Source organism: Massilia sp. BGA-UO-ETr-WB1 (genome assembly GCF_059567845.1).
Window position 1 is genome coordinate 324,595 of record NZ_JCAQOT010000023.1, and the last position, 26,506, is coordinate 351,100.

Annotated in this window: 26 protein-coding genes; 19 read left to right on the plus strand and 7 right to left on the minus strand. The window is 64.4% G+C overall.

Annotated elements, in window-relative coordinates:
- The first annotated feature begins 32 nt into the window (after window positions 1–32).
- The 3 genes from AC56DV_RS09980 (at window position 33) to htpG (ending at window position 4,878) form a co-directional block, all read left to right on the plus strand.
- Entirely contained in the window at window positions 33–1,571 is a 1,539-nt protein-coding gene (locus tag AC56DV_RS09980; RefSeq protein ID WP_496314134.1) for an aminotransferase-like domain-containing protein, read from the plus strand.
- 168 nt (window positions 1,572–1,739) lie between these two features.
- Entirely contained in the window at window positions 1,740–2,861 is a 1,122-nt protein-coding gene (locus AC56DV_RS09985; RefSeq protein ID WP_496314135.1) for a PEP-CTERM sorting domain-containing protein, read from the plus strand.
- A 94-nt stretch (window positions 2,862–2,955) separates the two neighbouring features.
- Window positions 2,956–4,878: a molecular chaperone HtpG gene (htpG, locus tag AC56DV_RS09990; RefSeq protein ID WP_496314136.1), complete on the plus strand. Its 1,923-nt coding sequence runs from the start codon at window positions 2,956–2,958 to the stop codon at window positions 4,876–4,878.
- A 75-nt stretch (window positions 4,879–4,953) separates the two neighbouring features.
- Here the strand turns inward: htpG and AC56DV_RS09995 are convergent, their stop codons facing one another.
- The 3 genes from AC56DV_RS09995 to kynU form a co-directional block, all read right to left on the minus strand.
- The gene (locus AC56DV_RS09995) at window positions 4,954–5,520 is read right to left on the minus strand and encodes a CHRD domain-containing protein (protein ID WP_496314137.1); all 567 of its coding nucleotides are present in this window, start codon (window positions 5,518–5,520) and stop codon (window positions 4,954–4,956) included.
- 156 nt (window positions 5,521–5,676) lie between these two features.
- Complete coding sequence (gene kynA / locus AC56DV_RS10000) at window positions 5,677–6,582, minus strand: tryptophan 2,3-dioxygenase (RefSeq protein WP_496314138.1); 906 nt, start codon at window positions 6,580–6,582, stop codon at window positions 5,677–5,679.
- Between the two features lie 11 nt (window positions 6,583–6,593).
- Window positions 6,594–7,853, minus strand: a complete 1,260-nt coding sequence (kynU, locus tag AC56DV_RS10005) for a kynureninase (protein ID WP_496314139.1) — start codon at window positions 7,851–7,853, stop codon at window positions 6,594–6,596.
- Window positions 7,854–8,388: 535 nt separating this feature from the next.
- Here kynU and flhD point away from each other — a divergent pair.
- From flhD to AC56DV_RS10080, 15 genes are all read left to right on the plus strand, one after another.
- The gene (gene flhD, locus AC56DV_RS10010) at window positions 8,389–8,706 is read left to right on the plus strand and encodes a flagellar transcriptional regulator FlhD (protein WP_496314140.1); all 318 of its coding nucleotides are present in this window, start codon (window positions 8,389–8,391) and stop codon (window positions 8,704–8,706) included.
- 48 nt (window positions 8,707–8,754) lie between these two features.
- A complete protein-coding gene (gene flhC / locus AC56DV_RS10015) occupies window positions 8,755–9,297 on the plus strand; it encodes a flagellar transcriptional regulator FlhC (protein WP_496314141.1) in 543 nt (180 codons plus the stop codon).
- Between the two features lie 46 nt (window positions 9,298–9,343).
- Entirely contained in the window at window positions 9,344–10,120 is a 777-nt protein-coding gene (locus AC56DV_RS10020; RefSeq protein ID WP_496314142.1) for an SAM-dependent methyltransferase, read from the plus strand.
- Between the two features lie 94 nt (window positions 10,121–10,214).
- A complete protein-coding gene (gene motA / locus AC56DV_RS10025; RefSeq protein WP_496314143.1) occupies window positions 10,215–11,075 on the plus strand; it encodes a flagellar motor stator protein MotA in 861 nt (286 codons plus the stop codon).
- Between the two features lie 59 nt (window positions 11,076–11,134).
- On the plus strand, window positions 11,135–12,094 hold the full coding sequence (motB, locus tag AC56DV_RS10030; RefSeq protein ID WP_496314144.1) for a flagellar motor protein MotB: 960 nt from the start codon (window positions 11,135–11,137) through the stop codon (window positions 12,092–12,094).
- Window positions 12,095–12,133: 39 nt separating this feature from the next.
- Window positions 12,134–12,682 (plus strand): chemotaxis protein, encoded by a 549-nt coding sequence (locus tag AC56DV_RS10035; RefSeq protein ID WP_496314145.1) that lies wholly within the window; start codon window positions 12,134–12,136, stop codon window positions 12,680–12,682.
- 62 nt (window positions 12,683–12,744) lie between these two features.
- The gene (locus AC56DV_RS10040; protein WP_496314146.1) at window positions 12,745–13,110 is read left to right on the plus strand and encodes a response regulator; all 366 of its coding nucleotides are present in this window, start codon (window positions 12,745–12,747) and stop codon (window positions 13,108–13,110) included.
- A 38-nt stretch (window positions 13,111–13,148) separates the two neighbouring features.
- Entirely contained in the window at window positions 13,149–15,365 is a 2,217-nt protein-coding gene (gene cheA / locus AC56DV_RS10045; protein ID WP_496314147.1) for a chemotaxis protein CheA, read from the plus strand.
- A gap of 72 nt (window positions 15,366–15,437) precedes the next feature.
- On the plus strand, window positions 15,438–15,929 hold the full coding sequence (locus AC56DV_RS10050) for a chemotaxis protein CheW (RefSeq protein ID WP_496314148.1): 492 nt from the start codon (window positions 15,438–15,440) through the stop codon (window positions 15,927–15,929).
- A 72-nt stretch (window positions 15,930–16,001) separates the two neighbouring features.
- On the plus strand, window positions 16,002–17,708 hold the full coding sequence (locus AC56DV_RS10055) for a methyl-accepting chemotaxis protein (RefSeq protein ID WP_496314149.1): 1,707 nt from the start codon (window positions 16,002–16,004) through the stop codon (window positions 17,706–17,708).
- A gap of 66 nt (window positions 17,709–17,774) precedes the next feature.
- On the plus strand, window positions 17,775–18,605 hold the full coding sequence (locus tag AC56DV_RS10060) for a CheR family methyltransferase (RefSeq protein ID WP_496314150.1): 831 nt from the start codon (window positions 17,775–17,777) through the stop codon (window positions 18,603–18,605).
- Between the two features lie 19 nt (window positions 18,606–18,624).
- On the plus strand, window positions 18,625–19,224 hold the full coding sequence (gene cheD / locus AC56DV_RS10065; RefSeq protein WP_496314151.1) for a chemoreceptor glutamine deamidase CheD: 600 nt from the start codon (window positions 18,625–18,627) through the stop codon (window positions 19,222–19,224).
- Window positions 19,225–19,260: 36 nt separating this feature from the next.
- Window positions 19,261–20,340 carry a protein-glutamate methylesterase/protein-glutamine glutaminase gene (locus AC56DV_RS10070; protein WP_496314152.1) on the plus strand — a complete coding sequence of 360 codons (1,080 nt, stop codon included), beginning with the start codon at window positions 19,261–19,263 and terminating at the stop codon, window positions 20,338–20,340.
- 134 nt (window positions 20,341–20,474) lie between these two features.
- Window positions 20,475–20,864, plus strand: a complete 390-nt coding sequence (cheY, locus tag AC56DV_RS10075) for a chemotaxis response regulator CheY (protein ID WP_028104141.1) — start codon at window positions 20,475–20,477, stop codon at window positions 20,862–20,864.
- A 70-nt stretch (window positions 20,865–20,934) separates the two neighbouring features.
- The gene (locus AC56DV_RS10080; protein ID WP_496314153.1) at window positions 20,935–22,158 is read left to right on the plus strand and encodes an EAL and HDOD domain-containing protein; all 1,224 of its coding nucleotides are present in this window, start codon (window positions 20,935–20,937) and stop codon (window positions 22,156–22,158) included.
- Here AC56DV_RS10080 and AC56DV_RS10085 read toward each other — a convergent pair.
- The 4 genes from AC56DV_RS10085 to AC56DV_RS10100 all read right to left on the minus strand — a co-directional run bounded on the left by AC56DV_RS10085 (window position 22,155) and on the right by AC56DV_RS10100 (window position 25,245).
- Entirely contained in the window at window positions 22,155–23,186 is a 1,032-nt protein-coding gene (locus tag AC56DV_RS10085; RefSeq protein ID WP_496314154.1) for a porin, read from the minus strand. The genes AC56DV_RS10080 and AC56DV_RS10085 overlap by 4 nt on opposite strands.
- A 101-nt stretch (window positions 23,187–23,287) precedes the next feature.
- Window positions 23,288–24,127: a pantoate--beta-alanine ligase gene (gene panC / locus AC56DV_RS10090; RefSeq protein ID WP_496314155.1), complete on the minus strand. Its 840-nt coding sequence runs from the start codon at window positions 24,125–24,127 to the stop codon at window positions 23,288–23,290.
- 27 nt (window positions 24,128–24,154) lie between these two features.
- Window positions 24,155–25,003 (minus strand): segregation and condensation protein A, encoded by an 849-nt coding sequence (locus AC56DV_RS10095; RefSeq protein ID WP_496314156.1) that lies wholly within the window; start codon window positions 25,001–25,003, stop codon window positions 24,155–24,157.
- Window positions 25,004–25,035: 32 nt separating this feature from the next.
- Window positions 25,036–25,245, minus strand: a complete 210-nt coding sequence (locus tag AC56DV_RS10100; RefSeq protein WP_057157960.1) for a DUF3460 family protein — start codon at window positions 25,243–25,245, stop codon at window positions 25,036–25,038.
- A 198-nt stretch (window positions 25,246–25,443) separates the two neighbouring features.
- Here AC56DV_RS10100 and AC56DV_RS10105 point away from each other — a divergent pair, with 198 nt between their 5' ends.
- Window positions 25,444–26,334, plus strand: coding sequence for a DMT family transporter (locus AC56DV_RS10105; RefSeq protein ID WP_496314157.1), 891 nt, complete (start codon window positions 25,444–25,446; stop codon window positions 26,332–26,334).
- The last annotated feature ends 172 nt before the right edge of the window (window positions 26,335–26,506 follow it).

The window sequence follows — 26,506 nt, forward strand, 5'->3', positions numbered from 1 at the left end:
TTCTACATAATTTCACATACTGTGATGGCGAAATGACCAATACAAAGCTGCAGGGTGCACCTGAACACCCGATTGCACAGGAGGCGGCGCGGCCGGTGCGCGCCAGGCCGATTCCACTGGTTCCGCGGATGGCGCTGCTGTCGCGCGAATCGGGCGAATCGCTGATCGACCAGATCGTGCGCTCGGTGGCGGCGCGCATCGACGACAAGCTGCTGCGCAGCGGCGCGCGCATGCCGTCCATCCGCCAGTTCGCCACCGCGCACGGGGTGTCGCCGTTCACCGTGGTGGCCGGCTACGACAAGCTGGTGGCGCGCGGCTACCTGGAGTCGCGCCGGGGCGCGGGCTTCTTCGTGCGCGAGCGCTCGCCGATGAACGCGGGCGAACGCTCCTCGCCGGCGGGCGGCGTGCTGGCCACCTTGTCCTCCCCGGCCGGCGGCGACGGCGGCCAGCTGGACGTGGTCTGGCTGGTGCGCAATATGTTCCGCCAGGTGCCGCACCAGCAAATGCCGGGCGCCGGCGTGCTGCCGTCCGAGTGGCTGGACGGCGCCAGCATCGCCAACGCGCTGCGCGCCATCAGCCGCCAGAACCCGGCGCAACTGGTCAACTACGGCGTGCCGCAAGGCTTTCTGCCGCTGCGCCAGCAGCTCCAGCACAAGCTGGGCGAGCTGGAAATTTCCGCTCCGCCGGAGCAGATCGTCACCACGGCGGGCGTGACGCAGGCGCTAGACCTGGTGGCGCGCGAGTTCACGCTGCCAGGCGACACCATCTTCGTCGACGACCCGGCCTGGTTCCTGATGTTCGGCTCCTTCGCCGCGCTGGGCGCCAAGGTGGTGGGCATTCCGCGCCTGGCGGACGGCCCGGACATCGCCCAGCTGGCGCAGCTGGCGGCGCTGCACAAGCCGCGCCTGTACGTCATCAACTCGGTGCTGCACAACCCCAGTTCCACCTCGCTGTCCGCCGCCAAGGCCTTCCAGGTGCTGCGCCTGGCCGAGGAACACGGCTTCACCGTGGTGGAGGACGACATCTATTGCGACCTGCACCCCGGCAGCGCGGTGCAGCCGGCCACCCGCCTGGCCGCGCTGGACCAGCTGAACCGCGTGATCTACCTGGGCGGCTTCTCCAAGACCATGGCCGCCAACCTGCGCGTGGGCTTCATCGCCACCAAGCCGGAATGGGCGCAGCGCCTGGCCGACCGCAAGATGCTGTCCACCCTCACCACCGGCGAAATCGGCGAGCGGGTGGTGTACAAGATCCTGTCCGAAGGGCTGTACCGCAAGCACGTGGACCGCATCCGCGCGCGGCTGGACGCGCTGCGCGGGCGCACCTTGCGCCAGATGGAACGGGTGGGCCTGACGGTGGACGTGGCGGCGCCGGCCGGCATGTTCGTGTGGGCCGACGCGGGCCGCGACACCAACGTGCTGACCGCCCACGCCATGGCCGAAAACCTGCTGCTGGCGCCGGGCAGCCTGTTCTCGCCCAGCCAGCTGCCGTCCACCCGCATGCGCCTGAACCTGGCCGCCATGCAGGACCCGGCGGTGTGGCGCTTCCTGGAACGGGAACTGAAGGGGTAGCGCAGACGTGGCGCAGACGTAGCGCCGCGCTGCCAGATTACGCCAATTGTTACGCACACTGTATGCGCTGCATCACGGTTTTATGAAAATAAAAATATAGATTAAAAATCAACTACACTCGCCGATCCCTTACTAAAATGGGTTACATCAACCCTGGAGATACGGATCATGCGAGTCATCCCCATCGTGGCGCCAGCCCTGCTGGCGCTCATCTGCGCCTTCGCGCAGGCCGCGCCGCTCTACACGCTGCGCACCATCGCGCCGGTCGGCTACCCCAACGGGCTTGTGCTGACGGGCATTAACAACCAGGGCGTGGTGCTCGGCAATGAATGGCGCGAAGAGACGCACGCGTCCACCGGTTTCATCGAGCGCAACGGCCAGCGCACCTGGCTCGACACCCTGATGTTCGCTTCCGGCATCAACGACGCCGGCGCCATCGGCGGCACCGCCGGCGACATCATCACCGCCGGCTACGTGGTGGACGGCGCCGGCACCGCCGTCATGCTGCCGCCGATGCAGCCGCAGGGCTCGGTCAGCGTGGCGGCGCTGAACGGGAAGGGCCACGCGGTGGGCTCGGCGGACGTCATTTACCACCCCGACGGCGGCGGGCCGTACGGCCAGGGCAGCTTCGACAGCCACGCCTACGTCTACCGTGACGGCGCCATGACCGACCTCGGCACGCTGGGCGGCCACCTCTACAGCCATGCAGCCGCCATCAACGCGGACGGCGCCGTGGCCGGGCATTCGCGCGAGCTCGCCGGCTACGGCATCCGGCGCGCCTTCCTGCATGACGGCGCCGGGATGGTCGACCTGGGCACGCTGGGCGGCGCCGAGAGCTGGGCCACCGGCATCAACGACAGCGGCGCGGTGGTGGGCGTCAGCCGCCTGGCGGGCGAGGGCGTGCATGCCTTCCTGTATGCAGACGGTGCAATGATCGACCTGAATCCCGGCGGCGCCGACAGCGAAGCCTTCGACATCAACAACGCGGGCCAGGTGGTGGGGCGCGGCAAGGGCGGCGGCTTCCTGTACGCGAACGGCGTGATGACCGACCTCGACACGCTGATCGCGCCCGGCGAATGGCATATCGCCAGCGCGGTCGGCATCAACGACCTGGGGCAGATCGTCGGGCAGGCCTGCAACGGCTATGGCGAATGCGTCGGCGCGCTGCTGTCGCCGGTGCCCGAACCGGCAACGTACGGCATGCTGCTGGGCGGCCTGGCGGTGCTGGGCGCCGCAATCAGGCGGCGGCGTCCTGCGCGCCGTGCCCCGGCGCCAGCCCCGGCCGCGTAAAAAGTTGCTGGAAAGCCCTTGAAATAGGTCCCTGCATCCTCATCTGGCGGGGGTGAAGCAACACCCCCATAACATGTAGACTATTGAGGTAAAAATGGCTGACCACGAAAAGCAAACACTGGGTTTTCAAGCTGAAGTCAAGCAGCTGCTGCAGTTGATGATTCATTCCCTGTACTCGAACAAGGAAATCTTCCTGCGCGAACTGATCTCGAACGCGTCCGACGCGTCCGACAAGCTGCGCTTCGAGGCGATCAACAACGACGCGCTGTACGGCAACGATCACGAACTGAAAATCAAGGTCAGCTTCGACAAAGCGGCCCGCACCATCACCATTTCGGACAACGGCATCGGCATGAGCCGCGAGGACGCCATTTCGCACCTGGGCACCATCGCCAAGTCCGGCACCAAGGAATTCTTCGGCAAACTGTCCGGCGACCAGCAGGCCGACGCGGCCCTGATCGGCCAGTTCGGCGTGGGCTTCTACTCCGGCTTCATCGTGGCCGACAAGATCACCGTGGAAACCCGCCGCGCGGGCCTGGACGCTTCCGAAGGCGTGCGCTGGGAATCGGCCGGCGAGGGCGACTACTCGGTCGAGCAGATCGACAAGCCGTCGCGCGGCACCGACATCATCCTGCACCTGCGCGAAGGCGAGGACGAGCTGCTGTCGTCGTGGAAGATCAAGTCCATCATCCGCAAATACTCCGACCACATCTCCCTGCCTATCGTGATGGCCAAGGAAGAGTGGGACGACGAGAAGAAGGAAACCGTCGTCAAGGACGAACTGGAAACCGTGAACCAGGCCAGCGCGCTGTGGGCCCGCAACCGCGCCGACATCACGCCGGAACAGTACGACGAGTTCTACAAGCACGTGTCGCACGACTTCGCCGCGCCGCTGACCTACACCCACAACCGGGTGGAAGGCCGCAGCGAATACACGCAGCTGCTGTACATCCCGGCCAAGGCCCCATTCGACCTGTGGGACCGCAACAAGCGCGGCGGCATCAAGCTGTACGTCAAGCGCGTGTTCATCATGGACGACGCCGAACAGCTGATGCCGACCTACCTGCGCTTCGTCAAAGGCGTGATCGACTCGGCCGACCTGCCGCTGAACGTATCGCGTGAAATCCTGCAGGAATCGCGCGACGTGAAAGTGATACGCGACGGCTCCACCAAGCGCGTGATCGGCATGCTGGAAGAGCTGGCCAACGCCGACGAGCAGGAAAAGAAAGACAAGTACGCCGCCTTCTGGACCGAATTCGGCCAGGTGCTGAAAGAAGGCGTGGGCGAGGACGCCACCAACAAGGACCGCCTGGCCAAGCTGCTGCGCTTCGCCTCGACCAACGCCGACAGCGACGAGCAGACCGTGTCGCTGGCCGACTACGTGGCGCGCATGAAGGAAGGCCAGGACAAGATCTACTACGTCACCGCCGACAACTACAAGGCCGCGAAAAACAGCCCGCACCTGGAAATCTTCCGCAAGAAGGGCGTGGAAGTGATCCTGATGACGGACCGCGTGGACGAGTGGATGCTGTCCTTCCTGACCGAGTTCGAAGGCAAGGAACTGGTGTCGGTGGCCAAGGGCGGCCTGGACCTGGGCTCGCTGGAAGACGAAGCCGAGAAGAAGGAGCACCAGGAAACCGAGACCTCGTACAAGGAGCTGACCGAGAAGATGAAGACCGCGCTGGCCGACAAAGCCAAGGAAGTGCGCGTGACCTTCCGCCTGACCGACTCGCCGGCCTGCCTGGTGGCGGACGAGCATGAGCTGTCGGGCAACCTGCTGCGCATGCTGAAAGCGGCGGGCCAGGCTGCGCCTGAATCGAAACCCATCCTCGAGATCAACCCGAACCACCCGCTGGTGACGCGCCTGAAGTATGAAAACGCGGACAGCGCGCAGTTCGCGGACTGGGCGCACATCCTGTTCGACCAGGCGCTGCTGGCCGAAGGCGGTTCGCTGGCCGATCCGGCCACCTTCGTCAAACGCCTGAACGAAATGCTGCTGAGCGGCGCGGCCAAGTAATCCGCACCGCCCGCAAAGTCGAAAAACCGCTGAAGCCGGCGCCCCGCACAGGGCGCCGGCTTTTTTATTGGCAGCTCAGGACAGCCTGCGGCGCAGGCCCAGCACCGCCGGTATCCCCAGCAGCAGCATGGCCCATGTGCCCGGCTCCGGTATCGGCGCCAGGTTGCCGCGGATCTCGCCCCCCGAGTACAGGTTGCTGTGGATGTTGAGATAGGCCGAGCCGCTGGCCAGCCCGGCGCCCAGGGCCGCTTCGGCGCCGGCCGTGGTGCCGCCGTTATTGGCCAGGAAGGTCGGACTCCAGCTGGAGGCCAGGGTGGTGTCGTAGCTCATCGAATACGAGCCGCTGCTCACGCCCAGCGGGAAGCCACTGAAGGTGGGCGTTTCGCTGGCCACGCCGGCATTGCCGGTGCCCGGCACGGCGGTGCAGCAGTGGATGTGGGCGGCGGTGGTGGTGCCGAGCAGGCCGCTGAAGGTCATGTTCACGACCAGCGTGTGGGCGTCCATGTCGAACACGACGATGGTGGAGCCGGTGGCCGGCGAGGGAACCGGCGGCGACTCCGCCGCGCCGCTCAGCGTGCCGATATATGCGACTGGCGCGGCGCTGGCGGCCGCAGCCGCCAGCATCAGGGCGCAGAATGCCAAACCGATCTTTATTGGTGCCTTTATTGGTGTCTTCATGGCGCAACCTTTCGTCGAGAGTGGGGCAGGGAACCCAACTTCTTCACTATAGGCTGCAATCAAAATAATGCAAAGATTGCAATATTCCAATGCTCTGCATCATTACTCTACCGTTGCGTCCTAGAGCGCGGTGCGCAGCGCGAACAGTTCCGGGAACAGCACCACGTCCAGCATCTTGCGCAGGTAGCTGACGCCGGCGGTGCCGCCGGTGCCGGTCTTGAAGCCGATGATGCGCTCGACCGTGGTGACGTGGCGGAAGCGCCAGAAGCGGAACGCGGTCTCCAGGTCCACCAGCTTCTCGGCCAGCTCGTACAGCGCCCAGTGTTTGGCCGGGTCGCGGTAGACCGCCAGCCAGGCTTCCTTGACCGACTCGTCGGCTTCGGTCGGCAGGCTGGGGTCGCGCGCCAGGCGCCCGGGGGCGATGTGCAGCCCGGCGCGCGCCAGCAGCTGGATGGCATGGTCGTACACGGACGGCGCGCGCAGCGCCTGCTCCAGGATGGCGTGGTTCTCCGGCGTGGTGGTATGCACGTTGAGCAGGGCGGCGTTCTTGTTGCCAAGAATGAACTCGATCTCGCGGTACTGGAAGGACTGGAAGCCCGACGAGGCGCCCAGGTAGGGGCGGATGGCGGTGTATTCGGGCGGGGTCATGGTGGCCAGCACATCCCAGGCGTGCACCAGCTGGTCCATGATGCGGGCCACGCGGGCCAGCATCTTGAACGCCGGCGACAGTTCGCCTGCCTGCAGGTTGGCGCACACGGCGTGCATTTCGTGCAGCATCAGCTTCATCCACAGCTCGCTGGTCTGGTGCTGGACGATGAACAGCATTTCGTTGTGCTCGGGCGAGAGCGGGTGCTGGGCGGTCAGGATGCGGTCCAGGCCCAGGTAGTCGCCGTAGCTCATGGATTTGCTGAAGTCCATCTGGGCGCCATGCCACTGGGTGTCGCCTGCCTTGCCGGCGCCGCCGGCCGGGGCTGCGGCGGCCGCGTGCATCGGGCAGCCGCTGGGGATATCTTTGTTGTCGCTCATTACTTGCTTTCTCAGGTCACGGCGCCGCGCTCGGCGGCCACGTCGTAGTCTTCATTATCCAGGATCTGCTTCAGGACCTCGACCGCGTCCCACACGTCGGCGTAGCTGGTGTATAGCGGCGTGAAGCCGAAGCGCATGATTTCCGGTTCGCGGTAGTCGCCGATCACGCCGCGCGCGATCAGGGCGCTCATGACGGCGTAGCCGTGCGGGTGGGTGAAGCTGACCTGGCTGCCGCGCTGCGCGTGCGCGCGCGGGGTGACCAGGCCCAGCGGGTGGCCGCCGCAGCGCGCCTCCACCAGTTCGATGAACAGGTCGGTCAGCGCCAGCGACTTGGCGCGGATGGCGGCCATGCCGGTCTGCTCGAACAGCTCCAGCCCGCATTCCACCATGGCCAGCGACACGATGGGCTGGGTGCCGCACAGCGCGCGGCCGATGCCGGCGGTGGGTTCGAAGTCGGGCGCCATGGCGAACGGGGCGGCGTGGCCCCACCAGCCGGACAGCGGCTGCGTGAACGCGGCCTGGTGCTTTTTCGGCACCCAGATGAAGGCCGGGGCGCCGGGTCCGCCGTTCAGGTACTTATATGTGCAGCCGACCGCGAAATCGGCGTTGGCGGCGTTCAAGTCCACCGGCACTGCGCCGGCCGAGTGCGCCAGGTCCCACACCACCACGGCGCCGCGCGCCTGGGCCAGGGCGGTGACGGCGGCCATGTCGTGCTGGTAGCCGGTGCGGTAGTTGACGTGGGTGAGCATCAGCACGGCGGTGTCGCTGTCGACGGCGGCCGGGATCTCGTCCACGCTGTCGACCAGCTTGACGGTGTAGCCGCGCTCGAGCCAGCTCGACAGGCCCTGCGCCATATAGATGTCGGTCGGGAAGTTGCTGCGCTCGGTGACGATGACGCGGCGGGTGGCGCGCGCCGGCGTCTGCGCCTGCAGGTGCACGGCGGCGGCCAGCGCCTTGAACAGGTTCAGCGAGGTGGTGTCGGTCACCACCACTTCGCCGCCGGCGGCGCCGATCAGCGGCGCCAGGCGGTTGCCCAGGCGCTTGGGCAGGTCGAACCAGCCGGCCGTGTTCCAGCTCTTGATCAGGTCTTTGCCCCATTCGCGGGCGATGACGTCCTGGGCGCGGGCCAACGCCGCTTTGGGGCGGGCGCCCAGGGAGTTGCCATCCAGGTAGATCACGCCGGTGGGCAGATCGAACTGGTCGCGCAGGGCGGCGAGCGGATCTTGCGCGTCGCGGGCCAGGCAGTCGTTGCGGTTGGTCTGTGCAGTCATTGCTTTAGGCTTCAACTAGTGTGGGGATGGCGAAGTGTAGCAAACCGCGGGCGGCTGCGAGCTGATTTGAACATTTTCGAAAAAAAATTCAAAAAAAGTTCACGGCAACCCTAAAGTTCCCGGAAACGCCGCCGTTACCCGTTCTAGATTCGCCGCAAAGCGTCTCCCGGGAGTTGTTGGGGTAGCAAGAAAAAACTTCAAAAATATTCAAAAATATTTGCGATGGACCCTAAAGTTCCTCAAAACCGTGCCGTTACCGGTTTAGATGTAGCAAAAAAGAGTCAGAATACCCCTCTGTTTTTTGCCTGAAAACAAGGTTGTATCTTGGAAGTAAGAAGTCCGCAAACCCGCACCAGTACTGGTGTTGCCCTATGATCGCCCTGCGTTTGTCAGATAAACGCTGACAGGGCGCGTCCGCCATTCCCTGACCCAAAATACAGCCGTCGTCCGCTTCTCGCGCTGTGTCCGCTCCAGCAGAATGTATCTCAACGGAAACGCAATTGCGTTACTAACGAGTTCTGACGAGGAGATGGAAATGACTGCGAACGACATGATGGCTGAGATCCGCGATGCAAACCTGAGCTATTTGATGCTGGCTCAGCAGATGATCCGTGCCGACAAAGTGACCGCCGTCTTCCGCCTGGGCATCTCGGCCGACATCGCCGACCTGATCGAAGGCATGAGCAACGCGCAGATCCTGAAACTGGCAGGCGGCAACATGATGCTGGCCCGCTTCCGCTTCGACGACGGCGCCATCCTCGGCATGCTGACCAACTACAATAAAGACCGTTCGCTGGCCCAGTCGCACGCCGCCATCCTGATGGCCGGCCAGCCAGCCGAAGAAATCGCTTAAGATTCCCGCTTCAGATTCGATTCGTCTACCCAGGTTCCAGGAGCACACATGAGCAAGAAGAGCGTCGTTAGCGAAGCGCAGGAAATCCAGCTGGCCATCGAGCTGATCAACCTGGGCGCGCGCCTGCAACTGCTGGAATCGGAAGTGTCGCTGTCGCGCGAGCGCCTGCTCAAGCTGTACAAGGAGCTGCGCGGCGTGTCGCCGCCCAAGGGCATGCTGCCGTTCTCCACCGACTGGTTCCTGACCTGGCAGCCCAACATCCATTCCTCGCTGTTCATCAACATCCACAGCTTCCTGGTGCTGCACGCCGGCGCCGCCGGCATCCAGGCCGTGATGAAGGCATACCAGCTCTACCTCGAACAAATGCCGCCGGAACCCGGCCAGGAAGCCGTGCTGTCGCTGACGCGCGCCTGGACCCTGGTGCGCTTCTTTAACAGCGACATGCTGAAGCTGGCCCCGTGCGGCAAATGCCAGGGCAAGTTCGTGGTCAACAGCATGGACCTGCACGGCGGCTATGTGTGCGGTCTGTGCCACATGCCTTCGCGCGCCGGCAAGACCAAAAAAGCCAAAGAAGACGCGCTCGCCGCTTGAGCTCCCCCATCGCCATCTTCCTCGCCGGCCGGGGCAGGGCACGGGCATGAGCCTTAGCCTTAGCCTGCGCCGGCTCGCGCGCGTCCCGGCCCTGCGCGCCGCGCTGATCCAGGCCGGCGCCTATCCGCTCACGCTGATCGTCATCTACCTGCTGGCCACGCTGGGCCTGAAGCCCGGCCTGCCGGACGTGGCGGTGGTGCAGGGCGCGCTGGCCGCCTTGCTCACCGTGCGCTACGGCCTGGCGCCGTGGTGGCGCCTGATCCAGCTGCTGTTCCCGCTGGCGCTGGTGGCCGCCGGCACGCTGGCGCTGCCGCCGGCTTTCTATTTAATAGTGTTCGTGGTGCTGATGGGCCTGTTCTGGTCCACCTACCGCACCCAGGTGCCGCTGTACCCGTCCAATCCGGCCGTGTGGGCGGCGGTGGAGGCCGAGCTGCCCGCCACGCCCGGCCTGCGGCTGATCGACATCGGCAGCGGCATGGGCGGCATGGCGCTGCACCTGGCGCGCGCACGGCCGGACGCGCAGGTGACCGGCATCGAGCTGGCGCCGCTGCCCTGGCTGTATTCGCGGCTGCGCGCCGCCCTCAGCGGCAGCCGCGCCACCTTTGTGCGCGGCGACTACGAGCAGCTCCATTTCGGCGACTACGACATGGTGTTCGCCTACCTGTCGCCGGCCGTCATGAGCGGACTGTGGGCCAAGGCCGAGGTGGAGATGCGGCCCGGCAGCTTGCTGATCAGCTATGAATTCCAGATCGACGCTTGTCCGCCCGTCAAGACCATAGTTACCACAGAGCACGGCCCCGCGCTCTACGTCTGGCGCTTTTAACGCGTCTTTTGCTTGCCCGGCCCCCCTGTCTCACGCTATTGTAGTTCTACCTGTTAATTTAGCGTTCCCCTATCATTCTTCGGAGCTGGCACTCTTGTTAGTCATACTTGGATATTTCGTCGTCCTCGCTTGCGTGTTCGGCGGCTTCGCCGCCGCCGGCGGGCACTTGGCCTCACTGTTTCAGCCCATAGAATTGCTGCAGATCGGCGGCGCCGCAGTCGGCGCTTTTTTTGTCGGTAATAACAGCAAGGCCATCAAAGCCACGCTGGCCGCCGTCCCCGGCCTGTTCCGCGGCTCGCGCCACACCAAAGACCTGTACATGGAACTGATGTCGCTGATGTTCGACGTCCTGTCCAAGGTGCGCAAGGAGGGCTTGATGTCGATCGAGGGCGACATCGACTCGCCCAACGAGAGCCCGCTGTTCAGCAAATACCCTTCCGTGCTGGCGGACCACCACATAGTCGAATTCATGACTGACTATCTGCGGCTGATGGTGTCGGGGAATATGGATGCGTTCCAGATCGAAAACCTGATGGACAACGAGATCGAGACCCACCACCACGAGGGCATGGTGCCGGCCGGCGCGATCGCCAAGCTGGGCGACGGCATGCCGGCGTTCGGCATCGTGGCTTGCGTGATGGGCGTGGTGCACACCATGGAATCGGTCGGCATTCCGCCGTCCGAGCTGGGCCTGCTGATCGCCAAGGCGCTGGTCGGCACCTTCCTCGGCATCTTGCTGGCGTACGGCTTTGTCGGCCCGCTGGCCGGGCTGCACGAGCAGAAGCTGGAAGAAGAGACCAAGATGTACCAGTGCGTGAAAGTGACGCTGCTGGCCAGCCTGAACGGCTACGCGCCGGCGCTGGCCATCGAGTTCGGCCGCAAGGTGCTGTACTCGACCGAGCGTCCGACGTTCGCCGAGTTAGAGGACCACATCAAAAAATCCAAAACCAAATAAGCCCGGCTTGGCGTATGATTCGTAACATTATTGAATTATGGAAACACTGAGGAATCGACATGGCTGACGAGGGCTTGCGGCCGATAGTTGTCAAGCGCATCAAGAAAGGCGGCCATGCCCACCATGGCGGCGCCTGGAAAATCGCGTACGCCGACTTCGTGACCGCCATGATGGCCTTCTTCCTGCTGATGTGGCTGCTGGGCTCGACCACCAAGGGCGACTTGAACGGCATTTCGGAGTACTTCAAGACGCCGCTCAAGGTGGCCATGCAGGGCGGTTCCGGCAGCGGCGACAGCTCGTCCGTCATTCCCGGCGGCGGCAAGGACCTGACGCGCAAGGAAGGCCAGGTCAAGCTGGCCGACGACCCAACCGTCAGCAAGAAGACCTTCAACCTGACCGCCGCCAAGGCCGAGCTGGAGCGCCAGGAAACCGAGCGCCTGCAAAAGCTGAAGGAAAAGATCGAGGCCAAGATCGAGAGCAACCCGCTGCTGGCCAAGTATAAGAAGCAGCTGCTGCTGGACTTCACCAGCGAAGGCTTGCGGATCCAGATCGTCGACGAGCAGAACCGGCCCATGTTCGCGCTGGCCAGCGCCCAGCTGCAGCCCTACACCCGCGAGATCCTGCAGGAGATCGGCGTGGTGCTGAACGACGTGCCGAACAAGATCGGCCTGTCCGGCCACACCGATTCCACGCCGTACTTCACCGACGCCGGCTACAGCAACTGGGAACTGTCGGCCGACCGCGCCAACGCCTCGCGCCGCGCGCTGATCGCCGGCGGCATGTCCGACACCAAGATCCTGCGCGTGGTGGGACTGGCCTCGGCGGTGCACCTGGACCGGCTCGATCCCTTCAACCCCATCAACCGCCGCATCAGCATCGTGGTGATGAACAAGAAAACCGAGGACGCGGTGTCGCGCGACAGCGCCAAACTGGACGTGGGCACCGACACCGACGCCACCAATACAGCAGCAGCGGCGGCGGCCGCGGCGGGGCAGCCGGCCGCACCGAACAAGAAGTAGCAACGCCGTAGCACGGCGGGTATCGAGAACGAGACTGATATGACGAGAAAAAAAATCCTGGGCTCCCATGTGAAGCGCCTGCTGTCGGGCGTGTCGGATCACGGGCGGCGCCACCTGACGGAAGTCGAGACGGACCTGATCCAGACCAATCTGCTGCTGGAAGAGGCGATCGACAAGCTGTCGCGCAATTTCATGGCCATCCATGAAACCGTGACGGCGCAGCAGGCGGCCATCAACCTGCTGCTGGACGGCGGCTCGCCCTCGCCCGAGCAGAAGGCGGAACTGTTGGCGCTGTCCGAGCAGGTGGGCGCCTATGTCAACGCGGCCGTGACCAGCATGCAGTTCCAGGACATGACCAGCCAGCTGATCGACCGCACGCTCAAGCGCGTGACCGGCCTGCGCGAGTTCCTCGGCACGCTGGGCGCGCACGGCGCCGAGATGGTGCCCGACAGCGGCAACGAAGAGATAGTGGACCTGCTCGGGAAGGTCAGCATGGCGCTGGCGATCCAGAGCCTGGAGCTGCGCAGCGTGCTGCGCAAAGCGGTAAGCCAAAAACATCTGGAAAGCGGCGACATCGAGCTGTTCTGAGCCCGGTCTGCCGCACTGAATGCAATTCGAATGTAACACCTTGAACATAGCGAGAAAACATAATGGCTAAAACAATACTTGCAGTTGACGATTCCAGCTCTTTGCGCCAGATGGTCGCCTTCAGCCTGAAGGCTGCCGGCTACCAGGTGGTGGAAGCGGTCGACGGCCAGGATGGCCTCGAAAAAGCCAAGCAGCAGACCGTGGACCTGGTGCTGACCGACCAGAACATGCCGCGCATGGACGGCCTGCAGCTGATCAAGCTGCTGCGCGAGCTGCCGACCTACCAGAAGGTGCCGATCCTGATGCTGACCACCGAGTCGTCCGACGAGATGAAGGCCAAGGGCCGCGCCGCCGGCGCCAACGGCTGGCTGGTCAAGCCTTTCGATCCGCAGCGGCTTATCGAGGTTGTCAAAAAGGTCATTGGCTAAGGGGCTGCCATGTTTTTAGCACTTGATGGAGTCTCGCCATGACCATCGACATTAGCCAGTTCTACCAGGTCTTCTTCGACGAGGCCGAGGAGCTGCTGGCTGAAATGGAACGGCTGCTGCTGGCGGTCGATCTGGCCGCGCCCACCGAAGAGGATCTGAACGCGATCTTCCGCACCGCCCATTCCGTCAAGGGCGGCGCCGGCACGTTCGGCCTGAACGACATGACGGAAGTGACCCACATCCTGGAAACGCTGCTGGACCGCATCCGCAAGGGCGAGATGGCGCTGACCTCCGAGCACGTGGACGCCTTCCTGGCCGCCAAGGACATCCTGAAGATGCAGCTGGACGGGCACCGCCTCGGTTCGGCCGTCGACCAGGACGCGGTGGCCAATGTGCGCATGATGCTGCAGTCGCTGTCGCAGGACGTGGTGGCCGCGCTATCGCACGTGGCGCCGTCCTTCCTCAGCGCCGCGCAAGAGGAAACCGTGGACCACAGCGGCGGGCGGCGCTACCGCCTCGACCTGCCGCAGATGGAGCAGCGCGAAATCGCCGCGCTGTCGGCCGAGGTGGGCCTGCTGGGCGCCGTGAGCACCACGCCGCTCGACGGCGGCCGCACCGCGCTGGTGGTGACCACGCACGAGAGCCTGGACGACATCATTTCGATCTGCTCCTTCATCCTGAACCCGGACGACATGCAGGTGTCCGAGCTGCCGGCGCTCACGCCCGAGCAGCAGGCGGTCGAAAGCGCCGAGCGCAAGCGGGTCGAGCAGGACCAGGGCTACGGCTTCTTCGATCCCGAGCCGGTGTCGGCGTCCGCCAGGCCGGCCGCGGCGGGCGCCGCGGGCGCCGGCTACGGCTTCTTCCAGCCGCTCGACCAGATCCGCGCCGACGCGGCCGCCGGCGCCGACGAGGCGCGCGGCTACGGCTTCTTCGAGCCGGTGGAGGCGATCCGCGCCAAGGCCGGCATCAAGGACGAGCCGGTGGCGGCCGCGTCCCCGGCCGAGGAGGAGAAGAAGGCCGCCGTGGTGAAGAAGGAGGCCGACAAGCCTGCCGCCGCGGCCGGCGCCGAATCGTCTTCCATCCGCGTGTCGATCGAAAAGGTCGACCAGCTGATCAACCTGGTGGGCGAGCTGGTCATCACGCAGGCGATGATCGAGCAGCGCGTGGACACGCTGGACCCGATGGTGCACGAGCGCCTGCTCAACAGCGTGAGCCAGCTGACCCGCAACACGCGCGACCTGCAGGAAGCGGTGATGTCGATCCGCATGATGCCGATGGACTTCGTGTTCTCGCGCTTCCCGCGCATGGTGCGCGACCTGGCCGCCAAGCTGGGCAAGAAGGTCGACTTCATCACCAACGGCGCGGCCACGGAACTGGACAAGGGCCTGATCGAGCGCATCGTCGATCCGCTGACCCACCTGGTGCGCAACTCGATCGACCACGGCATTGAAATGCCGGACGTGCGGCGCGCCGCCGGCAAGACCGACGCCGGGCGCTTGTTCCTGTCGGCCAGCCACCAGGGCGGCAACATCATCATCGAAGTGTCGGACGACGGCGGCGGCTTGAACCGCGAGAAGATCCTGGCCAAGGCCAAGTCCTCCGGCCTGCCGGTGAGCGACAACATGGCCGACGCCGACGTGTGGCAACTGATCTTCGCGCCGGGCTTTTCCACCGCCGAGCAGGTGACCGACGTGTCCGGGCGCGGCGTGGGCATGGACGTGGTCAAGCGCAACATCACCGCCATGGGCGGCACGGTGGACATCCGCTCGGCCAAGGGCTTCGGCACCACGATCTCGATTTCGCTGCCGCTCACGCTGGCCATCCTGGACGGCATGTCGATCAAGGTGGGCGAGGAGATCTACATCCTGCCGCTGGGTTTCGTCATCGAATCGATGCAGCCGGTGCCGGAGGACGTGAAGGAGATTTCGGGCAAGGGCAAGGTCATCAAGGTGCGCGGCGAATACCTGCCGCTGATCCCGCTGTACCAGATGTTCGACATCACGCCGCGCTTCACCGACCCGTCCGAAGGGCTGGTGGTGATCCTGGAAACGGAAGGCCGCAAGGCGGCGCTGTTCATCGACGACCTGGTCGGGCAGCAGCAGGTGGTGGTGAAAAACCTGGAGTCGAACTACCGCAAGGTGGCGGGCATTTCCGGCGCCACCATCCTGGGCGACGGCGGCGTGTCGCTGATCCTGGATGTGGCGGCGTTGATACGCTCTTCGCGCCAACTGGCCGACGAATCCATTTTTTCCTGAATAAACCAATACACTGAAACCAGACCCTTGAGTCAGTGCACCAGTCAGTAACTTAGCTAGAAGGAATCCATCATGTCAGACGCAATGCAGAATGCCGGCGCCCACGATATCGCCGGCCGAGAATTCCTCGCCTTCACCCTCGGCAAAGAGGAGTACGGCATCGACATCCTGAAGGTGCAGGAAATCCGCGGCTACGAAGCGGTGACCCGCATCGCCAACGCGCCCGAGTTCATCAAGGGCGTGATCAACCTGCGCGGCATCATCATCCCGGTGGTGGACATGCGCATCAAGTTCAACCTGGGCGAGCCGGTGTACGACCAGTTCACCGTCGTCATCATCCTGAACATCAACGGCCGCGTGGTCGGCATGGTGGTCGATTCGGTGTCCGACGTGACCACGCTAATGCCGGAGCAGGTCAAGCCGGCGCCGGAGATGGGCACCGCCTTCAGCACCGAGTACATGATCGGCCTGGGCACCATCGATGAGCGCATGCTGATCCTGGTGGACATCGACAAGCTGATGTCCAGCCCCGAAATGGGCCTGATCGACAAGCTGGCTGCGTAAGACCGCGCAGTAGCGGCGGCGACCGCCCGCAGAGGCAGGGCCGCCGCGCAATAAAAAAACAGGGAGATGAACATGAATTTGCGCGACTTTAAAATTGGTACCCGCCTGCGTTTGGGCTTTGGCAGCATTTTGCTGATCCTGGTTGCGATGGTGTTGCTGACGAATGTGCTGAACTACCGCAACAAGGGCGAGCTGCGCACCGGCCTGGAACTGACCACGGCCAAGATGCTGCAGGCCGCCGCCATGAAGAGCGCGATGCTGGAAACCGGCATCGCCATGCGCAATATCGGCCTGCAGTCGGACGTGAGCCTGATGCAGAAGGAAGAGAACAAGGTCAAGGAACAGCGCAAGCGCTACGACGCGGCGCGCGAGAGGCTGCAAGGCCTGGGCCTGAACGACGCGGAAAAGAAGGCGCTGAGCGATATCGCCGCGCTGGACAAGGAAGTGGACGTGGCCTTCAAGGAAGCCATCGGCCAGGTGCTGGCGTTTAACAGCGAAGGCGCGGCGAAAGTGATCGCCAGTCGCATCGACCCGCTCAACCAGCAGACGCTGACGGCCCTGAACGGCCTGGTGGACATGCAGCAGAAAGCCGCCGCAAACGTGCTGGAAGGTTCGGTCTCGGCCGACACCCGGCTGATGATGATGCTGTTCGCGATGGGCGGCGTGGCCGTGGCCATCGGCGTGGTGGGCGCCATCATCATCACCAGCTCCATCGTGCGCCCGCTGCAAGGCGCGGTGGCGGTGGCGCAGAAGGTGGCCGGCGGCGAACTGACCTCGCAGGTGCGGGTCGAGGGCAAGGACGAAACCAGCGAACTGCTGCAGGCGCTGAAGGACATGAACGACAGCCTGGTGCGCACCGTCGCCGACGTGCGCACCAGCACCGAGACCATTACCGTGGCCTCGCAGGAAATCGCTTCCGGCAACGCCGACCTGTCCTCGCGCACCGAGTCGCAGGCCAGCTCGCTGGAGGAAACCGCCAGCTCGATGGAGGAACTGACCTCCACCGTGAAGCAGAACGCGGACAACGCGCGCCAGGCCAACCAGCTGGCCGTGTCGGCCTCCTCGGTGGCGGTGAAGGGCGGTTCGGTGGTGTCGCAAGTGGTGGAAACCATGGGTTCGATCAAGGCCTCGTCCAGCAAGATCGTCGATATTATCGGCGTCATCGACGGCATCGCGTTCCAGACCAACATCCTGGCGCTGAACGCGGCGGTGGAGGCGGCGCGCGCGGGCGAGCAGGGCCGCGGCTTCGCGGTGGTCGCTTCCGAGGTGCGCAACCTGGCGCAGCGCTCGGCCGGCGCCGCCAAGGAGATCAAGGAACTGATCGGTGATTCGGTGGACAAGGTGGACGCGGGCAGCCGCCTGGTGGACGAAGCCGGCCAGACCATGGAGCTGATCGTCACGTCGATCAAGCAGGTGGCTGATATCATGGGCGAAATCACCGCCGCCACGCAGGAACAGAGCAACGGCATCGAGGAAGTGAACCAGGCCATCACGCAGATGGACGAAATGACGCAGCAGAACGCGGCCCTGGTGGAAGAGGCGGCGGCGGCGGCCGAGAGCATGCAGGAGCAGGCGCAGAACCTGGCGCACGCGGTCAGCATCTTCAAGCTGTCGAGCGACGCGATGCACAAGATGGCGCAGCCGGCGCCGCGCGCGGCGGCCCCGAAACCGGCGCCGGTGGCCAAGCCGGCCCCGCGCGCCGCCGTGGCAACCACGCCGAAGGCGGCGCCCAAGAAGCTCGCGCCGGCGGCGCCGGGCGACGACTGGGAAGAGTTTTAACCGGCGGTTCCAAGCAGGAAGCCGTAGCAGGCATTGTTCCAGGCAGCACGATTTAAGGGTTTACAAATGCCGCATTCAAAAGACACCGTCAAAGAGTTTGACTTCAACTCCAGGGACTTCGAGCGGGTCCGGGGCCTGATCTACAAGCGGGCCGGCATTTCGCTGGCCGACAGCAAGCAGGAGATGGTGTACAGCCGGCTGGCGCGGCGTTTGCGCGCCACTGGCATTTCGTCCTTCATGAAATACCTGGACGAGCTGGAGGCGGGCCGCCTGGGCGACGAGTGGGAATCCTTCACCAACGCCCTGACCACCAACCTGACCTCGTTCTTCCGCGAGTCGCACCACTTCCCGCTGCTGGCCGAGCACGTGAAGAACAAGCGCGACCTGACCATCTGGTGTTCGGCCGCCTCCACCGGCGAGGAGCCGTACTCGATCGCCATGACCTTGTGCGAGGCCTTCAACACGCTGACGCCGCCGGCCACCATCATCGCCACCGATATCGACACCAACGTGCTGGCTGCCGGCGCCAACGGCGTCTACACCATGGACCGGCTGGACAAGATGTCGCCCGAGCGCCAGCGCCGCTTTTTCCTGAAAGGGAAGGGCGACAAGGAAGGCATGGCGCGGGTGCGTCCCGAGCTGCGCAACATGATCACCTTCAAGCAGCTCAACCTGCTGGCCGACCAGTGGCCGGTGAGCGGCCCGTTCGACGTGATCTTCTGCCGCAACGTCATGATTTACTTCGACAAGGCCACTCAGCGTAAAATACTGTCCCGCTTCGTCCCGCTGATGAAACCGGACGCGCTGCTGTTTGCCGGCCACTCGGAGAATTTCCTGTACGTGTCCGATGCGCTGAAGCTGCGCGGCAAGACCGTGTACGAGCTGGACAGAAGATAGAAAACGCTAAGGGCGCGCCATGGATTTAGAACAATTTGCCACCAACGTCTATTACGACCGGACCTTCGACTGCGACGCGGCCAAGATCCTGCCGGGCGAGTACTATTTCACGGCCAAGGACATGCTGATCGTGACGGTGCTCGGTTCTTGCGTGTCGGCCTGCATCCGCGACCGCGTGACGGGCCTGGGCGGCATGAACCACTTCATGCTGCCGGACGGCGGCAGCGACCCGAACAGCCCGATCTCGGCCTCGGCCCGCTACGGCACCTACGCCATGGAGATCCTGATCAACGACCTGCTGAAGGCGGGCGCGCGGCGCGACAACCTGGAAGCGAAGGTGTTCGGCGGCGGCGCGGTGCTCAAGGGCTTCACCGCCATCAACGTGGGCGAACGCAACGCCGCCTTCGTGCAGACCTTCCTGCGCAACGAGAAAATTCGCATCGTGGCCGAGGACCTGAACGACATCTACCCGCGCAAGGTGTACTTCTTCCCGCGCACCGGCAAGGTGCTGGTCAAGAAGCTGATGCAGTCGCACAACGACACCCTGGCGAAACGCGAGATCGAATACGCCAGCCGCCTCAAGAAGCAGCCCGTGGCCGGCGAGATCGAGCTGTTTTAACGCAGCGTTCCAACTAATAAAAATACTGTACCCATCATGAAGATCAAAGTCCTGATCGTAGACGACTCCGCGCTGATCCGCAGCGTGATGACGGAAATCATCAACAACCAGCCCGACATGGAAGTGGTGGGCGTGGCGCCCGATCCGCTGGTGGCGCGCGAGCTGATCAAGCAGACCAACCCCGACGTGCTGACCCTGGACGTGGAGATGCCGAAAATGGACGGCCTCGACTTCCTGGAAAAACTGATGCGCCTGCGCCCGATGCCGGTGGTGATGGTGTCCTCGCTGACCGAGCGCGGCTCCGAGATCACCATGCGCGCGCTGGAACTGGGCGCGGTCGATTTCGTCACCAAACCGAAGATCTCCATCCAGAGCGGCATGCGCGAATACACCGACCTGATCGCGGACAAGATCCGCGCCGCCTCCAAGGCCCGCGTGCGGGCGCGCACGCTGCCGCAGGCCGGCGCCGCCGGCCAGGAAGGCCACGCGCCGCTGCCGCAGCTGCGCAACCCGCTGATGTCGTCGGAAAAGCTGATCATCATCGGCGCCTCCACCGGCGGCACCGAGGCGATCCGCGAATTCCTGATGCAGATGCCGTCCGACTGTCCCGGCATCCTGATCACCCAGCACATGCCGGAAGGCTTCACGCGCTCCTTCGCCAAGCGCCTCGATTCGCTGTGCAAGATCTCGGTGGTGGAAGCGGCCGGCAACGAGCGCGTGCTGCCGGGCCACGCCTACATCGCCCCCGGCCACTCGCACCTGACCCTGGCGCGTTCCGGCGCCAACTACATGACCAGGATCGACCAGGGCGAGCCGGTCAACCGCCACCGCCCGTCGGTGGACGTGCTGTTCCGTTCCGCCGCCCAGTTCGCGGGCAAGAACGCGGTCGGCGTGATCCTGACCGGCATGGGCAAGGACGGCGCGGCCGGCATGTTGGAGATGAAGAACGCAGGGGCGTATAATTTTGCGCAGGACGAAGCCAGTTGCGTGGTGTTCGGCATGCCGCGCGAGGCGATCGCCGTGGGCGCCACGCACGAGGTGGGGGCGCTGCAGGCGCTGCCGGGCATGGTGCTTGGCTATCTGGCAACGCACGGCATGCGCGCGTTGCGCGTGTAAGCGCATTTCATCCCGGCGGGATGACGTATTACTGCTACTTTGTTCGCCTTAGGGCAACGAAAATGCTATGCTACAAATAGCTCGTGCTTATAGACACTATTAACAACCGCGTAAGAGAATCAACGGAGTAATTCATGGCAGATCCAAAGATGAAATTTTTAGTAGTTGACGATTTTTCGACGATGCGCCGCATCGTCCGGAATCTGTTGAAGGAACTGGGTTACGCCAATGTGGACGAGGCAGAAGACGGTGTCATGGCACTGGCCAAGCTGCGCGCGGAGCAGTTCGACTTCGTGGTCTCCGACTGGAACATGCCGAACATGGACGGCCTGACCATGCTGCAAAATATTCGCGCCGACCCCGCGCTGGCCAAGCTGCCGGTGCTGATGGTGACGGCCGAAGCGAAGAAGGAAAACATCATCGCCGCCGCCCAGGCCGGCGCCAACGGTTACGTGGTCAAGCCGTTCACGGCCGCCACGCTGGACGAGAAGCTGAACAAGATCTTCGAAAAACTCGGCGCCTGACCGCAACGGCGGGCCCGAGGGGCACGGGCCGGCGCACGCGCCGGCCCTTTTGACTTTATGCGACCACAACATGCATCAGACCAACTACCTTGTTCGTGAACCGCTGCTGGACCCCAGGCAGCGCGTGGTCGGGTACGAACTGACGTGGCAGGGCGGCGCCGGCCAGGTGGCCCTGCCGACCCAGGCAGCGCTGGAAGACCTGGTGGCCTTCGTGGCCGCCGAAGTCCACAGCGAAGAGCACGGCTGGCTGCTGCGCGATAAAACCCTGTTCCTGGAAGCGGTGCCCGGCATGCTGTCGACCGACGCGCTGCACAACCTGCCGCCCGAGCACACGGTGCTGTCGCTGAAGGCGGTGGCGCTGGCCAATCCGGACACGCTGGCGGCGGTGCAGGCGCTGCGCGCCGGCGGCGTCGGCATCCTGCTGCGCGACGCCGACCTGGCGCGCGTGGGCAGCCGCCTCGGCACCATCGCCTCCTACGTGGAAGTGAAATTCACCGGCGCCGACGTGGCCGCGCAGGCGCGCTCCTACGCGGCGCTGAAGGCGTCCAACCTGCGCATGGTGGGCCGCCCGGTCACCACTTGGGCCGATTTCGACGCCTGCGCCACGCTCGGCCTGGACGCCTTCGTCGGCAAGCTGCACCTGACCCCGCGCCCCGGCACCGACGCCAAAGGCATGAATCCGGCGCAGACCATCATCATGCAGCTGATGCAGATGGTGAACGCGAACGCCGACATCAAGCAGCTGGAGGACGTGCTCAAGCGCGACGCCGCGCTGTCCTACAAGCTGCTGCGCTACATCAATTCCGCCGGCTTCGGCGCCGGGCGCGAGATCGCCTCGCTGCGCCAGGCCATCACCCTGCTGGGCTACCAGCCGCTGTACCGCTGGCTGACCCTGCTGCTGGCCACCGCCAGCACCAGCGGCTACTCGCCGGTGCTGCTGGAGACTGCGGTGGTGCGCGGCCGCCTGGCCGAGCTGCTCGGCACCAAGGCGCTGGGCAAGGCGGACGCCGAGAATATCTTCGTGGCCGGCATGTTCTCGCTGCTGGACCGGCTGCTGGGCATCCCGATGGAAGAGGTGCTGTCCAGCATCCAGCTGTCGGACGACGTGGTGGCGGCGCTGCTGTCGCGCTCGGGCAAGTACGGCCAGTACCTGGCGCTGGCCGAAGCGTGCGAACTGAACAGCAACCTGGTGTCCTCGCTGGCCGGCGCGCTCAGCCTGACGCCGGCCGAGGTCAACAAGGCGCACCTGTCGGCGCTGGCCTGGACCCAGAGTATTTCGGGCGAAGCAAGCTAGAATCTGTGCCGGATGCCCAGGGCGAAGGTGTTCCCGTCGGCAGCCGTGCTCAGCTTGTCGTACAGATAGGACGCATACACATCGGTGCGCAGCGACAGGTTGTAGTCGTAGCCGGCCGCCGCCGTGTCGCGCCGGAACGGCGCCTTCACCCATGCGCGCTCGTTGGCGCGCGCCCACGCCAGCAGCCAGCGGCCCGCGCCGTGCGGCACCTGCAGGCCCAGGTGCGTGGTGCGGGTGGTGCGCCCGCTGCCTTCCTGCGTATTGCGGGCAAAGCTGGCATACGCTTTCACCGCTTTGAAGTCATACGCGGCGCCGGCGAAATAGGTGCGCTGGCTGGGCGCGGCGTTGGTGATGCCGATGCCGTAGCCGATATCCTGCGCCGCCACCGCCGCGCTCAGCGCCGCGCCCGTGTACTTCAGCACCGCCACCTTGTTGTTGCCGGGGCTGTTGGCCGCGTGCTCGCCCAGCCCGTACTGCGCCACGACGTTGAAGCCGTTGACCACCGGCGAGGTGTAGTGCACGGCGTTGCTCCAGCCCGAATCGCCGGCCGAGGAACTGCCGTAAGGCACGATCCACATCTGCGTCATCAGCGGCGACAACCGGGTGGAAAAGCCGTAGGGGTTGAGCTGCGCCGAGGCCTGGAACAGCGGGTTCGGCACGCGCCCGATCTTGGTGGCGCCCCAGTTGCCGTTCAGGCCCACGTAGGCGGCGCGCGTGAACTGGCCTTCGCCCGGCGTGCGGCCCTGTTCGCCGGTGTCGACGCGCATGAAGCCTTCGATGGCGAACGTGGCCGACTGGCCGCCGCCCAGGTTCTCCACGCCGCCCACGCCCCAGTAGGAGGTGGTCATGCCGCCGCTGTTGATGACGCTGCCGCGCACCGGTACGCCGCTGGTGGCGGAGCGGCCGAGATACATGTCGACGATGCCGTAGATGTGGACTGTGCTGAGCTGGGCGCTGGCGCCAAGGGGCAGGAGGGCGAGGGGCAGCAGGACGGCTGCCGACAGCAGGGAAGGGTGTGCAAACCGCATGGGGCGCCTCGCGATGGGAGCTGCAGCTCGGAAAGAACAGCTTAGCACGGTGGCGGCCGCCGCGGACCGCCACCGTTGTTTTGCCGCAGTGCTGCGCCGGCTCAGATTTCCAGGTTGTCGATCAGGCGCGTGGTGCCCAGCTTGGCGGCGGCCAGCACCACCAGCGGCGTGCCCTGCGCCAGGTCGCCGGCGGCCGGCGGCTGCAGGTCGTTGCGCTTGCGGATGGAAATATAGTCCGGCTGCCAGCCGCGCTTGGCCAGCTCTTCCATGGCCTTGTGCTCCAGCTGGAAGATGTCCAGGTGGCCGGCGCGCATTTCGTTGGCCACGAAGTTCAGGCTCTGGTACAGCGCCGGCGCTTCGGCGCGCTCTTCCGGCGACAAATACATATTGCGCGAGGACAGCGCCAGGCCGTCTTCGGCGCGGTAGGTTTCGGCGGCGATGATCTCGGTCGGCAGCGCGAACTGGCGGCTCATGTTACGGATGATCATCAGCTGCTGGTAATCCTTCTTGCCGAACACGGCCACGCGCGGACGCACGCAGGAGAACAGCTTCATCACCACCGTGCTCACGCCGGTGAAGAAGCCGGGGCGGAATTCGCCCTCCAGCGTGTTGCCCAGGCCGTCCGGCGGCTGCACGCGGTATTCCTGCGGCTCCGGGTACATATCCTTCTCGGTCGGCGCGAACAGCACGTACACGCCTTCCTTCTCCAGTTTCTCCACGTCGGCCTGGAAGGTGCGCGGGTACTTTTCGAAGTCCTCGTTGGGGCCGAACTGCAGGCGGTTGACGAAGATGGAGGCCACCACCGGGTCGCCGTGCTTGCGCGCCAGGCGCATCAGCGACAGGTGGCCTTCGTGCAGGTTGCCCATGGTCGGCACGAATGCCGTGCGCAGCTGGCCGCTCAGGTGGTCGCGCAGTTCTTCGATGGAGGAAATGATTTTCATGGTCTTGTTCTCTTCTTATCTTCTTATTCAGGCCGGCGAATACGCCAGCCGCACATAGATAGGCGCGAACGGTTCGGCCTGGGTAATTTCTATCAGCGTCTCTTTCGCCAGCTCCAGCAGGGCGACGAAATTGACCACCACCACCGGCGGCCCGCCGGCCACGTCGAACAGCTCGGCGAACTCGACGAAGCGCTGCGACTGCAGGCGCCGCAGGATGCTGGTCATGTGCTCGCGCACGGACAGCTCCTCGCGGCTGATCTTGTGGTGCTGCACCAGCTTGGCCCGCTTCATCAGGCCCAGCCAGGCTTCTTGCAGGTCGGCCGCGCACACGTCCGGCCAGGCCGGCGCCAGGCTTTGCTCGATGTAGACCTGGGTGCGCACAAAGTCGCGCCCCACCTGCGGCACGGCGTTCAGGTCGTAGGCCGCCAGCTTGATCTGTTCATACTCCAGCAGGCGGCGCACCAGCTCGGCGCGCGGGTCGCCCGCCTCGACCTCGATCTCGGACTGCCGCTGCGGCAGCAGCATGCGCGACTTGATCTCGATCAGCATGGCCGCCATCAGCAGGTATTCCGCCGCCAGCTCCAGGTTGGACAGGCGGATCTGGTCCACATACTTCAGATATTGCAGCGTCAGCTGCGCCATCGGAATGTCGAGGATGTTGAAATTCTGTTTGCGGATCAGGTACAGCAGCAAGTCCAGCGGACCTTCGAACGCCTCCAGGAAGATTTCCAGCGCATCCGGCGGAATGTAGAGGTCGTTCGGCATTTTCAGCATGGGCTCGCCGTACAGGCGTGCCAGCGCGGCGCCGTCCGCCGCTACCGGTTCGGCGCTGTTTTCAACTGGCGCGGCGATTTCCACCGCATCCGTCGGCGACATGCTGTGCCGTTCAGGTGGCGTTCAGGCCGGTCTTACAGTTTGTTCTGGTAGACGTAAGCCTGCTGCTTCACGGTCGAAGCGCGCACCCGTTCCTGTTCGGTCAGCGGAGTCGATTCCTTGTCCCACAGCAGGGCGCGGCCTTCGCGCTGGCCTTGTTCCATTTTCGGATTCTGGGCCTTCAGCTGTTTGATGAACAGGGTGTGGTCCGACTCGTACATGCTGTGCTGTTTGGAGAGTTTCATATTGTGAGAGTTCGTAAAAGAAGCAACGCCTATTTTACCGCGCCCCAGCCCCCGGCGGGAACTTCTCTTGCCGCCCCTGCTAGGGAACCGCTGATTTATTTGTTTTCTGAAATTTAGAGCTCTTACAGATCAATGGTTTACGTGCTGCTTTCGGCCGAAAACCCGAATAAATCAGCACTTCCCTAGAATCCTCCCTCTATGACACCCTACACCATATTCCTCCTTACGCTCGCGCCACTGTTGTGGGCGGGTAATGCGATTGTCGGCCGCCTGGTGCACGACATGGTGCCGCCCATTACGCTCAATTTCCTGCGCTGGGGCATCGCCTTTTTAATATTGCTGCCATTGGCCGGCCCGGTATTCCGGCGCGACAGCGGTTTATGGCAGAACTGGCGCCGCTTTGCCTTATTGGGCCTGCTGGGTATTGGTCTGTATAACGCGCTGCAATATCTGGCATTGCAAAGCTCCACGCCGATTAATGTCACGCTGGTGGCGGCCGGCATGCCGGTATGGATGATGCTGACCGGCTGGCTGTTTTTTGGCGCCAAGATAACGCGCCAGCAAATGATGGGGGCGGCATTATCGATTGCCGGCGTATTGCTGGTATTGGCGCGCGGCGATGTGCAGCATCTGCTTGAACTGCGCCTGGTGGCGGGCGATATATTCATGATATTCGCCACGATCGCCTGGTCTATTTACAGCTGGCTGCTGACGCGGCCGGTCGAACCGGCGGCAATACGTTCGCAATGGGCCAGTTTCTTATTGGCTCAGGTGGGGTTCGGGGTTATCTGGTCCGGCGTATTCGCGGCCGGCGAATGGGCTGTTACCGACGCCCATATTCAATGGAGCTGGACCCTGGCGGCGGCGCTGGCTTATGTGGCAATCGGGCCGGCGGTGATCGCGTTCCGCTGCTGGGGCGCCGGCGTGCAGCGCGCCGGTCCCAGCGTGGCCGCGTTTTTCAGCAACCTTACGCCGCTGTTCGCGGCGCTGATGTCGTCCGCGTTTCTGGGCGAGGCGCCGCACCTGTACCACGGCGCCGCCTTCCTGCTCATAGTGGGCGGCATCGTCGTCTCCTCGCGGCGAACCTGAAACTAGCGCGTTCGCGCCAAAAGTTGGCGCGAAGGTAACGTGAGCGTACGCCGGCGTGCGCCCATGCTAGGCGCTAGCTGCTATGCTGAAGGAATCGAAACGGGAGGGAGAACGTGATGCGTAACCTGACCTTGATGCTGGCTGCGGCCGTCATCCTGGCTGCCTGCCAGGA

Bases quoted from the DNA above. Each gene is read 5' to 3' on its own strand.
- cheY (WP_028104141.1), top strand. From the start codon at position 20,475: ATGGCAGATCCAAAGATGAAATTTTTAGTAGTTGACGATTTTTCGACG.
- kynA (WP_496314138.1), bottom strand. From the start codon at position 6,582: ATGAGCGACAACAAAGATATCCCCAGCGGCTGCCCGATGCACGCGGCC.
- flhD (WP_496314140.1), top strand. From the start codon at position 8,389: ATGACTGCGAACGACATGATGGCTGAGATCCGCGATGCAAACCTGAGC.
- AC56DV_RS10085 (WP_496314154.1), bottom strand. From the start codon at position 23,186: ATGCGGTTTGCACACCCTTCCCTGCTGTCGGCAGCCGTCCTGCTGCCC.
- AC56DV_RS10070 (WP_496314152.1), top strand. From the start codon at position 19,261: ATGAAGATCAAAGTCCTGATCGTAGACGACTCCGCGCTGATCCGCAGC.
- AC56DV_RS10100 (WP_057157960.1), bottom strand. From the start codon at position 25,245: ATGAAACTCTCCAAACAGCACAGCATGTACGAGTCGGACCACACCCTG.
- AC56DV_RS10060 (WP_496314150.1), top strand. From the start codon at position 17,775: ATGCCGCATTCAAAAGACACCGTCAAAGAGTTTGACTTCAACTCCAGG.
- cheD (WP_496314151.1), top strand. From the start codon at position 18,625: ATGGATTTAGAACAATTTGCCACCAACGTCTATTACGACCGGACCTTC.
- AC56DV_RS10095 (WP_496314156.1), bottom strand. From the start codon at position 25,003: ATGTCGCCGACGGATGCGGTGGAAATCGCCGCGCCAGTTGAAAACAGC.
- AC56DV_RS10050 (WP_496314148.1), top strand. From the start codon at position 15,438: ATGTCAGACGCAATGCAGAATGCCGGCGCCCACGATATCGCCGGCCGA.
- motB (WP_496314144.1), top strand. From the start codon at position 11,135: ATGGCTGACGAGGGCTTGCGGCCGATAGTTGTCAAGCGCATCAAGAAA.
- AC56DV_RS09980 (WP_496314134.1), top strand. From the start codon at position 33: ATGACCAATACAAAGCTGCAGGGTGCACCTGAACACCCGATTGCACAG.
- flhC (WP_496314141.1), top strand. From the start codon at position 8,755: ATGAGCAAGAAGAGCGTCGTTAGCGAAGCGCAGGAAATCCAGCTGGCC.
- AC56DV_RS10020 (WP_496314142.1), top strand. From the start codon at position 9,344: ATGAGCCTTAGCCTTAGCCTGCGCCGGCTCGCGCGCGTCCCGGCCCTG.
- AC56DV_RS10105 (WP_496314157.1), top strand. From the start codon at position 25,444: ATGACACCCTACACCATATTCCTCCTTACGCTCGCGCCACTGTTGTGG.
- AC56DV_RS09985 (WP_496314135.1), top strand. From the start codon at position 1,740: ATGCGAGTCATCCCCATCGTGGCGCCAGCCCTGCTGGCGCTCATCTGC.
- kynU (WP_496314139.1), bottom strand. From the start codon at position 7,853: ATGACTGCACAGACCAACCGCAACGACTGCCTGGCCCGCGACGCGCAA.
- htpG (WP_496314136.1), top strand. From the start codon at position 2,956: ATGGCTGACCACGAAAAGCAAACACTGGGTTTTCAAGCTGAAGTCAAG.
- AC56DV_RS10055 (WP_496314149.1), top strand. From the start codon at position 16,002: ATGAATTTGCGCGACTTTAAAATTGGTACCCGCCTGCGTTTGGGCTTT.
- AC56DV_RS10035 (WP_496314145.1), top strand. From the start codon at position 12,134: ATGACGAGAAAAAAAATCCTGGGCTCCCATGTGAAGCGCCTGCTGTCG.
- cheA (WP_496314147.1), top strand. From the start codon at position 13,149: ATGACCATCGACATTAGCCAGTTCTACCAGGTCTTCTTCGACGAGGCC.
- AC56DV_RS10080 (WP_496314153.1), top strand. From the start codon at position 20,935: ATGCATCAGACCAACTACCTTGTTCGTGAACCGCTGCTGGACCCCAGG.
- AC56DV_RS10040 (WP_496314146.1), top strand. From the start codon at position 12,745: ATGGCTAAAACAATACTTGCAGTTGACGATTCCAGCTCTTTGCGCCAG.
- panC (WP_496314155.1), bottom strand. From the start codon at position 24,127: ATGAAAATCATTTCCTCCATCGAAGAACTGCGCGACCACCTGAGCGGC.